This window comes from Streptomyces sp. NPDC046870, assembly GCF_040704595.1.
Taxonomy (GTDB): Bacteria; Actinomycetota; Actinomycetes; order Streptomycetales; family Streptomycetaceae; genus Streptomyces; species Streptomyces argyrophylli.
Map to the genome: position 1 here is coordinate 38,064 of NZ_JBEYXM010000038.1, position 12,811 is coordinate 50,874.

The following is a 12,811-nucleotide window of genomic DNA, read 5'->3' on the forward strand; positions in this document are numbered from 1 at the left end:
CGCTTTCGAAAACGCAGCGTGTCAGGGTGGCCGGGTGACCACATCGCGTGAACGCGTGAGACCAGGGGTACGGGACGACGAGCCGTTCTCCCGCCGGCCGGATCAGCGGGCCCCTGTCCAGGTGCGCCGTGCCCAGTCCGCGAAGGACGTCCAGTGGACCTCCGGGTGGGCGGCGTGCAGTGCGGGGATGTCGACGCGGTAGCCGGGTCCGTTCAGGAAGGCCCACATGGCGTGCATGTCCGGATTGCCGATCGCCGCCAGCGGGACCTGCTCGTGCCGGACCTCTCGCCCGAGCGCCGCGCCGAGCGCGGCCGCCATCTCGGCGGGGGTGGGCGCGTCGCCGGCCAGCTCGATGCGCCGCCCGGTGTAGGGGGCGGGATCGAGCAGCACCTCCGCCGCGAACGCGCCGAGGTCCGGACGGGCGAGCTGCTGCAACGGCCGATCGGGCGGCAGCGGCAGATCGAGCACGCCGTCCAGGACGCGCTCCGCTCCGCCCAGCGCGTTGTCGAAGAAGTAGGTCGGCCCCAGGATCGTGTACGGCACGTCGCCGGCGGCCAGCTCCGCCTCGATGCGCGCCTTGCTCTCGAAGTGCGGCACCCCGCTGTCCTGGTCGGCCCCCGCCACGGAGCTGAACACCAGGTGGGGAACGCGTGCGTCCGCCGCGGCGGCGAGGATGGCCCGCCCCTGGTCCACCTCCGCGTCGACTCCGGCCTCGAAAGGCGTGGTGAACGCGAAGACGCCCGCCACCCCCCGCATCGCCGAGGCCAGCGACGCACGGTCGCTCAGCGAGCCCGCCACCACCTCGACGCCGCGCTCGGCCAGTTCCCGGGCGGAGCTCCGGCCCGGGTCACGGACCAGCGCGCGGACCCGCGCCTGGCGGCCCAGCAGCGCGTCGGTCACCGCGCCGCCCTGCCCTCCGGTCGCCGCGAGCACCAGAACCGGTTGGTCGTTCATCGGGATCTCCCTCTCTCGTACGTGGTGATGGGCACCGGCCGGAGTGCGCCGCCCCGGCCACCTTCCACCCCGGCTCGCCGCACCCGGCGTCACGGCGCGCGGGGGGGCCTTGACCGTCCCCGGGGTGGGTGACCTCGGCCGGGGGCCGGTCCGGGGACGGCTGGGGGCTGTCCGGCTCGTGCCGGGGGCGGGCGACGTCGGCCGGTGCCTGGTCCGGGGGCGGCCGGGGGCCGCCCGGCTCGGACCGGCGGCCACCGGGTCACCGGCCGGCCGGTCGTCGTGGCCACGGCGGGCGAACGGCCGCCTGCCCGGGGCGCGGCCGAGGCCCGACCGGGCGCCCGCGGCCGGCGGCGGCCCCGCCCGTGGTGTGTCCGCCCTCCAGCGGGGGCCGGTGTGCCCGGCGCCGGGCACGACCGTCGCCGTGGCCGCCGTGAGCAGCGCCCGCCGGTACGGAGACCTCGGACCGGGACTCCGATCGAGCTGCCTCGCGTCCCGGAGCCGGTCGGTTCCGGTCGGCGGGTATGGACGCCGGCGCGGACGCGTGCAGGGCGGGCTGGCTGGGGCGGCCGGGCCGGTCGGCGGCCTCGCCCGTGGTGTGTCCGGCCTTCAACCGGGGCCGGTGTGCGCACCGGGTAGCCGGCGCCCGGGAGTTTCACGGTCCGCCGCGGATGAGGCGGGGAGCACGGGCGCCAGGCCCCGCCACGGTCGGCGCGCCCCGGAGCAGCAGCCCGGTCGCGATTCCGCCCACCGCACGCAGCCCGTCCCCGCGACCCGCCACGAGCGCACGCCGGATCACCACCGCCATGTCCGGGCGGGCCCCGGCGCCGGGCGCGATGCCGGTGGACGGTCGTCGCGAGTCCGGCCGCGGTGTGCCTCTGCGGGCGGAGTCCGCGGGATCACGGCGTGGAGCCGGGGCGGGCGGGGTCGCGGTCGGACACGCCGCCCGTTCCGCCGTGGGCGGTCCCCGCCGGGCTCAGGAGCGGACGAGCGGGGTGTCCACCAGGTGCTCGGCCAGGAACCAGGCCTGCAGTTCACCGGTGCGGATGATCTGGGACACCAGCAGGTCGTTGGTGCCGTCGTCACCGAGTTCGGCGGTGCGGGCGGCCGCGTCGTGGGCCTCGGTCAGGATGGTCTCGTGGGCCTCCAGGAGCCGCGAGAGCATCGCCGGGACCTCCTCCACACCGTCCGGCGGGCGCGGGATCGACGTGATCTCGGCGACGTGCCGGGGGTCGCCCACCGCGACGCCGCCCAGGGTCTGGACGCGCTCGGCGAGGGTGTCGACCAGTTCCAGCTGCTCGCCGGCGTGCTTGTCCAGCAGCAGGTGCAGCTGGTAGAAGGTCGCGCCCCGCATGATCCAGTGGTGCTTCTTGTAGAGGCCGTAGAGGATCTGGGTGTCGGCCAGCACCTTGTTCAGGCGCTGGCAGGAGTACATGCGTGCCTCGTAGGACAGCGCGATGGGGAACTGCTTGACGGTTCCGAACTCCTGGATGACCGCGCCCTTCTGGTGCAGCCAGGGCTGGCTGCTCGGGGGCTGGGTTCCGGTGGTCATGACGTGCCTCCTGCGGCTGGCGTGCTTGCGTACGAGACCGACGCTAGGTGCCGAACCGGGGGGCGCGTTGCCCCGGAGCGCACGCATTGGTGCTCGTCAGCGCACCGGAGCGGAACCCGCGGCGCACCGGCGGGTCACTCGCTGCCGGCCGTGAGCTGCTCCACGACACGGTCGAGGTCGACGTGGCGGTGCTCGGTGCCCGGCGGCACCAGTACCTCGGTGCGGTGCAGGAAGGCCGTGACGGAGGCGCTCGCCAGTTCCAGGAGCGCCGATCCCGCGCGCGTCCGGAGCAGGACGCGGATCGAGCCCGGCCGGCCCTGGTGCCGCGGGTAGACCACCACGTCCCCGGTCCCGGCGGGCCGGCGCAGCCCCTGGGCGAGGAGCGACCGGGCGAAGACCCACTCGACACAGAGCGCGGAGGGGGCGCCCAGGGACAGGCGGACGGCGTAGGGATCCGCGGCGGAGTACCCGAGTTCGGCCGGTACCGGTATCGGCAGTTCGTCGGCCACGGTGACGCGGACGCTGGTCTTGCATACGATCGGGTCCTCGTCCGCGGCCCCGGCAGAATCGTTTCTCATGCCGTCCCCCTGTCTGCGACGGTTCGGTTCGGTGTGTCGGCCCGTGCCCTGACGGGCCGGGGTGCTGACGACGGTACGGCGGGACCGGGGGAGCGGCTTGCCGACGAGCGCACGGGTTGTTGTCCGAAGAAGAAGCACCCCCCACCGGTCCGCCTGGCGTCCGGGCCGGTCCGGCCGGATGATGGTTGAATGTAGAACAATTACTGGGTGGAGAGGTGATCCCGATGAGCAATGTCGAGACGGAGCCCGCCGAAGTGCGCTGCGGCACCGAGGCGGACGGCGGGCCGCCGGCCGGGACGCCACGGGTCGACGTGCTGACCCCGCGCGACGTCCCCCTGGGCGGCCCGCGCGCGATGACCGTACGGCGCACCCTGCCGCAGCGCGCCCGGACCCTGATCGGCGCCTGGTGCTTCGCCGACCACTACGGCCCCGACGACGTCGCCGAGACCGGCGGCATGGACGTCGCCCCGCACCCCCACACCGGGCTGCAGACGGTGAGCTGGCTCTTCAGCGGGGAGATCGAGCACCGCGACAGCCTGGGCAGCCACGCCCTGGTACGGCCGGGCGAGCTGAACCTCATGACCGGCGGGTACGGCATCAGCCACTCCGAGGTCTCCACCCCGCGCACCACCGTCCTGCACGGCGTCCAGCTCTGGGTGGCGCTCCCGGAGGAGCACCGCGCCACCGCGCGGGACTTCCGGCACCACGTCCCCGAGCCCGTCCGGACCGACGGCGCCGAGATCCGGGTCTTCCTCGGCTCCCTCGCCGGCAGCACCTCCCCGGTGCCGGCCTTCACGCCCCTGCTCGGCGCCGAGATCGTCCTCCAGCCGCACGCGTCCGTCACGCTCGCCGTGGACCCCGGATTCGAGCACGGTCTCCTGGTCGACCAGGGCGCCGTCCGCCTCGCCGACGTCCCGCTGAAGCCGGCCGAGCTGGGCTACGTGCACCCCGGGCCGGCCACGCTGACCCTGACGAACGAGTCGGACGGCACCGCGCGGACGGTCCTCCTCGGCGGAACGCCTTTCGAGGAGGAGATCGTCATGTGGTGGAATTTCATCGGCCGGAGCCACGAGGACATCGTCAGGGCCCGCGAGGACTGGCAGAACTCCTCCGACCGCTTCGGCGCCGTCGAAGGATATCCGGGAGACCGTCTTCCCGCCCCCGTCCTGCCGAATGCCACCATCACCCCGCGCAGGAATCCGCCGCGTCACTGACGCCCATCAGAAAGGCACCCCATGAGCCAGCCTTCCGCCACCCCGGTCGTCGAGCGTGTGGACGCCAGGAATCGCTACGAAATACACGTCGACGGAAAGCGCGCCGGTCTGACCGCCTACCGCGACCGCGACGCGCAGCGCGTCTTCTACCACACCGAGATCGACGACGCCTTCGCCGGGCAGGGCCTGGCCTCCCGGCTGGTCCAGGAGGCGCTCACCGACGTACGGGAATCCGGGAAGCGGATCGTGCCCGTCTGCCCCTACGTGGCGAAGTTCCTCAAGCGGCACGAGGAGTTCGCCGACCTCGTCGACCCCGTGACGCCCGACGTCCTGCGCTGGCTGGAGACCGAACTGGGCTGACCGGCCACCTCCCGGCCGCCGGCCGTCCAGGGCCGGCGGCCGGCTGTCCGGGCAGCGCACCACCTCTGGCCCCACAGCGCACACCGCCCGTGTTCCCCTCGCCCCGCGGACGCCTCCGCGGTTAGTGTCCAGGCAGTCGAATTCCACCGGCGTGGGCGTTCCCCGCGAACGCCCGCGCGGCGACGGGCCGCATTTCCCGCACACCTTCGCATGCGGATACGGCCGTCGCCCGGTCAATTCCCGCCACCACACGAACGAGGTGTTGTCGTGGAGCGATGGACAAGGCGCGAGGACGAACGGCTGCTCACCGGGAAAGGCCGGTACGTCGCCGATATCCAGGTGCCCGGCTGCCTGGACGCCGCATTTGTGAGAAGCGAGGTCGCCCACGGCTCACTGCGCGGCGTGGACTGTGCCGCGGCGCGTGACGTGCCCGGTGTCGTGGGCGCCTGGTCGGCCGCGGACCTGCCGGACCTGCCGCCGGTTCCGCACACCCTGCTCGCCCGGCTGTCGACGGAGGAGGCCGTCGCGGGCCGGGAGTGGCCGGCGCTCGTCAAGGACCGGGTGCGCTATCCCGGCGAGGCGCTGGCGGTGGTCCTCGGCGAGGACCGCTACCGGGCCGAGGACGGGGCGGCCGAGGTCACCGCCGTGGTCGATCCGCTGCCCGCCGTGGTGACACCGTCCGCGGCCCTGGACGACTCCGTCCGCCTGTTCGACGGCCTCAGCAACACCGCCCTGCGGGGCGAGGCCGGCACGCCCATCGACCCGGCCGTCTGGCGGGACGCCGCCGCCGTGGTCGAGGCCGCCTACCGGCAGCAGCTGCTCATGCCCAGCCCCATGGAGTGCCGCACGATCCTCGCCGTGCCGGAGGGGGACCGGCTGACCGTGTGGTCGGGCCACCAGATGCCGCACCGGCTGCGCCGCGAACTCGCCGCGCTGCTCGGCTGGTCCGCCGACCGCATCCGGGTCGTCGTCCCGGACACCGGAGGCGCCTTCGGCTCCAAGAGCGCCGCCTTCCCCGAGTTCGTGGTCGTCGCCCACCTGGCCGTCACGCTCGGCCGGCCCGTGCGCTGGATCGAGGACCGCCTGGAGTCCATGCTCGTCGCCACCCGCGGCCGGGGCCAGGACCAGACCGTCCGGCTCGCCGCCGACGCCGAAGGGCACCTGCTCGCCTACGAGTTGACCATCAACGCGGACGTCGGCGCCTATCCGCATCTCGGCGTGGGACTGCCCATGCAGACGGCGTGGATGGCGCCCGGCGCCTACACCACCCCGCACGTCCACGCGACCCTGCGCTCGGTGCTCACCAACACCATGGTGACCTACCCCTACCGCGGCGCCGGGCGCCCCGAGGCCGCCATCGCCATCGAGCGCACCATGGATCTGCTCGCCCGGCGGCTCGGCATCGACCCGGTCGAGCTGCGGCGGCGCAACTTCATCCCGCCCGACGCCTTCCCGTACGACACACCCACCGGCCGCCGCTACGACAGCGGGAACTACGCCGCCGCGCTGGACCTCGCGCTGGAGACCGTCGGCTACGAGAAGTGGCGCGCGGAGCAGGCCCGCCGTCGCGGCGACCCGGACGCGCTGCCGCTCGGCATCGGCGTCTCCTGCTACGTGGAACGCTCCGGCGGCGAACCCGGCGGACTGCACGAGTTCGGCAGCCTGGAGGTCCATGAGGACGGCACCGTCACCGCCCGCTGCGGCGCCGCCCCCAGCGGCCAGGGGCACGAGACGGTCTTCCCGGCACTCGTCGCCAGGACCCTCGGCATCCCCGAGGCGCGGGTCCGTCTCGTCGAGGGCGACACGGACGAACAGCCCGAAGGCCTCGGCTCCTTCGCCAGCCGGTCGGCACAGGTCGACGGCGCGATGTTCCAGCGGGCGGCCCACCTCCTGATCGAGCGGGCCCGCCGGCGGGCGGCCCGGCTGTGGGACCTGCCGGCCGACGAGGTCGCGTGGGCCGACGGCACCGTCCACGCGCCCTCCGGCGGCCCGGCCGTCCTGGGCCTGGCCGAACTGGTCAAGGCGACCGGGCCGCTCCGCGTCGAGACCCGCTACGAGGCCGCGATGGCCTTCCCGTTCGGCGCGCACGTCGCCGTGACCGAGGTGGACCCCGACCTCGGCACCGTGAACGTCCTGCGCCTGGTGGCCGTGGACGACTGCGGAGTGGTCCTCGACCCCGCCGTGGTGCACGGACAGGCGTACGGGTCCGCCGTACAGGGCATCGGCCAGGCCCTCTACGAAGGCATGACGTTCGACGCGGACGGCGTACCCCACCTGGCGAACGGATTCCTGGACTACCTGCTGCCCACGTACACGGAGATCCCGCCCATCGAGATCAAGGACACCTGCACCCCCGGTCCCGGCACCCCGCTGGGCGCCAAGGGAGCGGGCGAGTCGGGCTGCATCGGCACCCCGGCCGCCATCGTCAACGCCGTCGCCGACGCCCTGCGCATCGCCGACCCCGACCTGCTCCAGATGCCGCTCACGCCGGACAGCGTCTGGCGGGCGGCCCGCGCCCCGAAGCACGAGGAAGGTGTCCGGTGAAACCCGCGTCCTTCGACTACGTCGTCCCCCGCACGGTCGCCGAGGCCGTCCAGGCGCTCGGCGACTCCGGCCGCGCGGCCCGGGTGCTCGCCGGCGGGCAGAGCCTGATCCTGGAGATGCACCTGCAACGCGTCCGGCCGCGACTCGTCGTCGACATCAACCGCATCCCGGAACTCGACGGCATGCGCGTCGACGGCGACGAACTGCGCGTAGGCGCCCTCGTCCGGCACGCGGCCTTCGAGCGGGCCGGCGCCGTCCCCGGCCCGCTCGGCACCCTGCTGTCCCGCGCCGTCGTCAACATCGCCCACCCGCCCATCCGTTCCCGCGGCACCATGGCCGGCAGCTACGGCTGGGCCCACCCCGCCTCGGAGTGGTGCGCCATCGGCGTCGCCCTCGACGCCACCGTCGAGGTCACCGGTCCCGACGGCGCCCGCTGCATCCCCGCGCGGGACTACTTCCTCGGGCCGTACCGCACCGCGCGCCGTCCGCAGGAGCTGATCACCGCCGTACGCCTGCCGCTGCTCGGCGGGAACACCGGCGTCGGCTTCGTCGAACACCGCCGCACGCACTTCTGCTTCGCCCAGGTAGCGGTCGCGGCGGCCCTCACCGTGACCGACGGCGTGATCAGCGACGCACGCATCGGACTGGTCAACTGCGCCGACCGCCCCCTGCGGGCCCACGCCGCCGAACAGACGCTGATCGGCACCGGCTTCGCACCGCCGCCCGAGGGGTCCCGGCTCCCCGCCGGCCATCCGTTCGCCCGCGCCGGCCGGGCCGCCGCCCAGGAGGACGCCGCACCCCTCGCCGAGCCGTACGCCGACGTGGAGTACAAGCGGCAGGCCGTCGCCGTCCTGGTCGGCAGGACACTCACGGAGGCGGCGACCGACCTGCGCTCGCGTCTCGCGCCACGACAGGGAGACCCCCGATGAAGATCACGCTCACCGTGAACGGCACCGCGCACGCCCTCGACGTCGAACCCCGCCGTCTGCTCGCCGACGTCCTCCGCGACGACCTCGGCCTCACGGGCACCCACCTGGGCTGCGAACACGGCATCTGCGGGGCGTGCAGCGTGCTCATGGACGGCGAGGCGGTCCGCGCCTGCCTGGTGCTCGCCGTACAGTGCGACGGCCGCTCGGTCCGCACGGTCGAGGGCCTCGCCGGGCCCGACGGCGCACCCCACCCGCTGCAACGGGCGTTCTCCGCCGAGCGCGCGCTCCAGTGCGGTTTCTGCACCCCGGGTTTCCTCATGGTGGCCGCCGGGGCGCTCGACGCCGACCCCGACCTCGCCGACAAACCCGAGGCCGTCGAAGGCGTCGTCGGCTCCAACATCTGCCGGTGCACCGGCTACGAACCCATCCGGCGCGCCGTCGCCCGCGCGGCCAGGGAACAGCGGGAGACCACCGCCTGACACACGCCGGCCCCGCACGGACCGCCCCCGCGAGGGGCGGTCCCAGGACCGACCGAGGAGACACACATGAACGGTGACATCCGCGCCGGAGTGATCGACGTGCACGCCCACTGGCTGCCCCGCGACCTGCTCCCCCTGCCGCCCGGCAACCCGCTCGGCGGCATGAACGACCGCGACGGCGAACTCTTCCTGGGAGACGTCCCGCTGTCGTTCCCGACCACCGCGATGACCGACGTCGACACCATCGTCGCCGACACCCTGAAGGCCGGACTCGGCGCGCGCGTCATCTCCGCACCCCCCTTCGCCTTCCCCGTGCACGCCCCCGCCGAGGCCGACGACTACGTCGCCGCCTTCAACGGACAGCTCGCCGACGCCGTCTCCCGCACCGACGGCACCCTCGTCGGACTCGGACTGGTCCGGCTGGACGACGCCGGCGCCGCCCGCAGGGAACTGACCCGGCTCGCCGCGGCCGACGGGATCGCGGGCATCGCCGTCCCGCCCGTGGTCGACGGCCGCTCCTACGACCGGGGCGTCCCCCGGCAGATCCTCGGCATCGCCGCCGAACTGGGCCTGTCCGTCCTCGTCCACCCGATGCAGCTGCCGCGCCCCGAATGGGACCACCACTACCTGGTCAACCTCGTCGGCAACCCGGTGGAGAGCACGACCGCCGTGGCGGGGGTCCTGCTCGGCGGCGTCCTGGAGGAACTCCCCGGCCTGCGGATCTGCTTCGTCCACGGCGGCGGCTGCGCGCCCGCGCTGCTGGGGCGGTGGGGACACGGCTGGCGCACCCGCGAGGACGTGCGCCGCGGCAGCGGCCGGCCCCCGGCGGAGTCCTTCGGCCTGCTCTACTTCGACACGGTCACCCACGACCCCGGGGCCCTCACGCTGCTGCGGGCCCACGCCTCGCCCGACCGCATCGTCTGCGGCAGCGACTACCCCTTCGACATGGCCCAGCCGGACCCGGTCGGCTTCCCGTCGGCGCACGGCATCGACGCCGCGGCGCTCGAGGCGAACGGCCGCCGGTTCCTCGGGCTGACCCCGGCGAACGACAGCTGACGGCAGATCGGAGACATCCCATGCGAGACCTGGCGCCCCGCCTGCTGCAGTGGCAGGCCGCAGGAGCCCGTTGCGCCCTCGCGAGCGTCGTCGCCGTCCGGGGCAGCGCGCCGCTGCGCGCCGGAGCGGCGCTGTGCGTCCACGAGGACGGCACGGCCCTCGGCAGCGTGTCGGGAGGCTGCGTCGAAGGCTCCGTCCACGACCTGGCCCGGGAGGTGCTGGACTCGGGGCAGGCGCGGTGCGTGTCCTTCGGGTACGCCGACGACGACGCGTTCGCCGTGGGGCTGATGTGCGGAGGCGAGATCGACGTCTTCGTCCAGGCCGTGGACCACGCCACGACACGGGTTCTCGCCGCCGCCCACCTGGCCGCGGCGGCGCGGCGGCCGGTCGTCGTGGCGCGTGTGCTGCCGGGAGCGGACCCGGGTGCCGGCTGTGTCGCCGTGTGGCAGGACGGCCACCTGGGCAGCACCGGCGACCCCGCCCTGGACATCGCCGTCCTCGCCGACGCCCGCCGCCTGCTCGACCGGGACGGCACCACCGTACGGACGTACGAGGCCGACGCGTCCCGGAGGTACGAGGCCGGTGCGGACCGTTCCCGCGACGCCGGTGTGCCGAACGGGTCACGGGCCCCGCGCGTGCTGTTCGAGTCCTGGGCCCCGCCGCCCCGGCTGCTGGTGTTCGGCGCCAACGCCCACGCCGCCGCGGTGAGCCGCATCGGCGCCCTCCTCGGCTACCACGTCACGGTCTGCGACGCCCGGGCCCCCTTCACCACACCCGAGCGCTTCCCGGACGCCGACGAGGTCGTGGTCGACTGGCCCCACCGCTACCTGGCGGCCACGCGCACCGACCACCGGACCGTGGTGTGCGTGATGACGCACGACGCCAAGTTCGACGTCCCCGTCCTCACCGAAGCCCTCGGCCGCCCCCTGGCCTACGTCGGGGCGCTCGGCTCCCGCCGCGTCCAGGCACGCAGACGGGAGGACCTCGCCGCGGCCGGCGTGTCGCCCGACGCCCTCGCGCGGTTGCGCGCGCCCCTCGGCCTCGACCTCGGCGCGTCGACCCCGGAGGAGGCCGCCGTGTCCTTCGCCGCGGAACTCATCGCCGTCCGCTCCGGCCGCACCGCCCGCCCGCTCTCCCTGCTGGACGGCCCCATCCACCCGGCCGCGGCAGCGGACCGCCCCGGCGCCGCCGGCGGCCGGTGCGCTGCCGGAACCGATCCCGTGCGCGGACGGACAACGGCGGCGCTGCGCGCTCACTAGCGTGGGCCGGGCGCGAGGCAGGCCCTCCGTGCCCCCGCCCGGAGGGTCGTGCCGCAAGGCCCGAACCCGAGGAGAGCCATGGCCAAGCAGACCATCGCCGAACAGTACGTCGACCTCATGGCGCGCGCCGGTGTGCGCCGCATGTACGGCGTGGTCGGAGACAGCCTGAACCCCGTCGTCGACGCGGTCCGGCGGCACGCCGACGTCGAGTGGATCCAGGTGCGCCACGAGGAGGTCGCCGCGTTCGCCGCCGGAGCGGAGGCCCAGCTCACCGGGCGGCTCGCGGCCTGCGCCGGATCCTGCGGGCCCGGCAACCTCCACCTGATCAACGGCCTGTACGACGCCCACCGCTCGATGGCACCCGTGCTGGCGCTGGCCGCCCACATACCCAGCGGCGAGATCGGCACCGGCTACTTCCAGGAGACCCACCCCGACCGGCTGTTCGCCGAGTGCAGCCACTACTCCGAGCTGATCTCCTCACCCCGTCAGATGCCCCGCGTGGTGCAGACGGCCATCCAGCACGCCGTCGGCCGGCGCGGGGTCTCGGTCGTCGCCCTGTCCGGTGACACCGCCGCCGAGGACTCCCCGGACGCGGCACCCGAACTCGCCATGCCCCTGGACCTGCCCGCCATCCGCCCGAGCGACCACGAGATCGCCCGGCTCACCGAACTGGTGGACGGCGCCGAACGCGTCATGGTGTTCTGCGGCCGGGGCGTCGCCGGAGCCCACGCCGAGGTGATGGAGTTCGCCGGGAAGGTCAAGGCCCCGGTCGGCCACGCCCTGCGCGGCAAGGAACACATCCAGTACGACAACCCGTACGACGTCGGCATGTCGGGACTGCTCGGCTACGGCGCCGCCTACGAGGCCATGCACGAGTGCGACCTGCTCGTCCTCCTCGGCACCGACTTCCCGTACACCGACTTCCTGCCCCGTCACGTGCGCACCGTGCAGGTCGACGTGCAGCCCGAACGGCTCGGCCGGCGCACCCAGCTCGACTTCGCCGTCTGGGGAGACGTCCGCGAGACCCTGCGGTGCCTGACGCCCGCGGTGCGGGAGAAGCAGTCGCGCCGGTTCCTCGACCGGATGCTGGAACGGCACGCGCACGCCCTCGAAGGAGCCGTCGGCGCCTACACGCGCGACGTCGACCGGCACACCCCCATCCACCCCGAGTACGTGGCCTCGGTACTCGACGAGGAGGCCGCCGACGACGCCGTGTTCACCGTCGACACCGGCATGTGCTGCGTATGGGCGGCGCGTTACCTCACGCCGAACGGCCGTCGCCGCATCCTCGGCTCCTTCGTGCACGGTTCCATGGCCAACGCGCTGCCCCAGGCCATCGGCGCCCAGTTCCTCGACCGTGGCCGGCAGGTCGTCTCGCTCTCCGGCGACGGCGGGTTCTCCATGCTCATGGGCGACTTCCTCACGCTCGTCCAGTACGACCTGCCGGTCAAGGTGGTCGTCTTCAACAACTCCTCCCTCGGCATGGTCGACCTGGAGATGATGGTCGACGGCCTGCCCCCGCACGGTACGACCTACCCGCACGCCGACTACGCCGCCATCGCCACGGCCGCAGGTGCGCGCGGCATCCGGGTGGAGCAGCCCGGCCAGGTGCGGGACGCGCTGCGCGAGGCGTTCGCCCACGACGGGCCCGCACTGGTGGACGTCGTCACCGACCCCGCCGCGCTGGCCGTACCGCCGAAGATCACCACCGAACAGCTCACCGGGTTCGCCCTGTCCGCGAGCCGGACCGTCCTGAGCGGGGGCGTGGGCCGCATGGTCCACCTGGCCCGGGCCAACCTGCGCAACATCCCCCGCCCCTGACCCGGCGCGCCCCTACCCGGCGAGCGGCGCTGTACGCGTGGGGCTGGCTGCCCGCCGCCACCGCCGAC

General features: G+C 74.2%; 11 protein-coding genes. 8 read left to right on the forward strand and 3 right to left on the reverse strand.

The annotated features are described in order from the left end of the window. Window positions 1–102 precede the first annotated feature (102 nt). The 3 genes from AB0946_RS39455 to AB0946_RS39465 form a co-directional block, all read right to left on the reverse strand. Window positions 103–954 (reverse strand): NmrA/HSCARG family protein, encoded by an 852-nt coding sequence (locus tag AB0946_RS39455; protein WP_366765555.1) that lies wholly within the window; start codon window positions 952–954, stop codon window positions 103–105. A 973-nt stretch (window positions 955–1,927) separates the two neighbouring features. Next, window positions 1,928–2,503, reverse strand: coding sequence for a DNA starvation/stationary phase protection protein (locus AB0946_RS39460; protein ID WP_030640487.1), 576 nt, complete (start codon window positions 2,501–2,503; stop codon window positions 1,928–1,930). 134 nt (window positions 2,504–2,637) lie between these two features. Next, window positions 2,638–3,081 carry an SsgA family sporulation/cell division regulator gene (locus AB0946_RS39465; RefSeq protein ID WP_366765556.1) on the reverse strand — a complete coding sequence of 148 codons (444 nt, stop codon included), beginning with the start codon at window positions 3,079–3,081 and terminating at the stop codon, window positions 2,638–2,640. A gap of 224 nt (window positions 3,082–3,305) precedes the next feature. On the opposite strand from AB0946_RS39465, the gene AB0946_RS39470 reads away from it, so the two are divergent. The 8 genes from AB0946_RS39470 to AB0946_RS39505 all read left to right on the forward strand — a co-directional run bounded on the left by AB0946_RS39470 (window position 3,306) and on the right by AB0946_RS39505 (window position 12,743). Then, window positions 3,306–4,295, forward strand: a complete 990-nt coding sequence (locus AB0946_RS39470; RefSeq protein ID WP_366765558.1) for a pirin family protein — start codon at window positions 3,306–3,308, stop codon at window positions 4,293–4,295. 21 nt (window positions 4,296–4,316) lie between these two features. Continuing rightward, window positions 4,317–4,655, forward strand: a complete 339-nt coding sequence (locus AB0946_RS39475) for a GNAT family N-acetyltransferase (RefSeq protein WP_225810084.1) — start codon at window positions 4,317–4,319, stop codon at window positions 4,653–4,655. A 267-nt stretch (window positions 4,656–4,922) separates the two neighbouring features. After that, window positions 4,923–7,199: a xanthine dehydrogenase family protein molybdopterin-binding subunit gene (locus AB0946_RS39480; RefSeq protein ID WP_366765560.1), complete on the forward strand. Its 2,277-nt coding sequence runs from the start codon at window positions 4,923–4,925 to the stop codon at window positions 7,197–7,199. Further along, entirely contained in the window at window positions 7,196–8,128 is a 933-nt protein-coding gene (locus AB0946_RS39485) for an FAD binding domain-containing protein (RefSeq protein ID WP_366765561.1), read from the forward strand. The genes AB0946_RS39480 and AB0946_RS39485 overlap by 4 nt, the downstream gene beginning before the upstream one ends. After that, window positions 8,125–8,607 carry a (2Fe-2S)-binding protein gene (locus AB0946_RS39490; RefSeq protein ID WP_366765562.1) on the forward strand — a complete coding sequence of 161 codons (483 nt, stop codon included), beginning with the start codon at window positions 8,125–8,127 and terminating at the stop codon, window positions 8,605–8,607. Before AB0946_RS39485 ends, AB0946_RS39490 begins: the two co-directional genes overlap by 4 nt. 66 nt (window positions 8,608–8,673) lie before the next feature. Continuing rightward, on the forward strand, window positions 8,674–9,663 hold the full coding sequence (locus tag AB0946_RS39495) for an amidohydrolase family protein (protein ID WP_366765563.1): 990 nt from the start codon (window positions 8,674–8,676) through the stop codon (window positions 9,661–9,663). A 20-nt stretch (window positions 9,664–9,683) separates the two neighbouring features. After that, window positions 9,684–10,922, forward strand: coding sequence for an XdhC/CoxI family protein (locus AB0946_RS39500; protein ID WP_366765564.1), 1,239 nt, complete (start codon window positions 9,684–9,686; stop codon window positions 10,920–10,922). Between the two features lie 78 nt (window positions 10,923–11,000). Continuing rightward, window positions 11,001–12,743 (forward strand): pyruvate dehydrogenase, encoded by a 1,743-nt coding sequence (locus AB0946_RS39505; protein ID WP_171150276.1) that lies wholly within the window; start codon window positions 11,001–11,003, stop codon window positions 12,741–12,743. The last annotated feature ends 68 nt before the right edge of the window (window positions 12,744–12,811 follow it).

What these genes read in the sequence shown, in the direction of transcription:
- AB0946_RS39500 (WP_366765564.1), top strand. Translation starts at nt 9,684, where the DNA reads ATGCGAGACCTGGCGCCCCGCCTGCTGCAGTGGCAGGCCGCAGGAGCC.
- AB0946_RS39495 (WP_366765563.1), top strand. Translation starts at nt 8,674, where the DNA reads ATGAACGGTGACATCCGCGCCGGAGTGATCGACGTGCACGCCCACTGG.
- AB0946_RS39505 (WP_171150276.1), top strand. Translation starts at nt 11,001, where the DNA reads ATGGCCAAGCAGACCATCGCCGAACAGTACGTCGACCTCATGGCGCGC.
- AB0946_RS39455 (WP_366765555.1), bottom strand. Translation starts at nt 954, where the DNA reads ATGAACGACCAACCGGTTCTGGTGCTCGCGGCGACCGGAGGGCAGGGC.
- AB0946_RS39490 (WP_366765562.1), top strand. Translation starts at nt 8,125, where the DNA reads ATGAAGATCACGCTCACCGTGAACGGCACCGCGCACGCCCTCGACGTC.
- AB0946_RS39475 (WP_225810084.1), top strand. Translation starts at nt 4,317, where the DNA reads ATGAGCCAGCCTTCCGCCACCCCGGTCGTCGAGCGTGTGGACGCCAGG.
- AB0946_RS39460 (WP_030640487.1), bottom strand. Translation starts at nt 2,503, where the DNA reads ATGACCACCGGAACCCAGCCCCCGAGCAGCCAGCCCTGGCTGCACCAG.
- AB0946_RS39465 (WP_366765556.1), bottom strand. Translation starts at nt 3,081, where the DNA reads ATGAGAAACGATTCTGCCGGGGCCGCGGACGAGGACCCGATCGTATGC.
- AB0946_RS39470 (WP_366765558.1), top strand. Translation starts at nt 3,306, where the DNA reads ATGAGCAATGTCGAGACGGAGCCCGCCGAAGTGCGCTGCGGCACCGAG.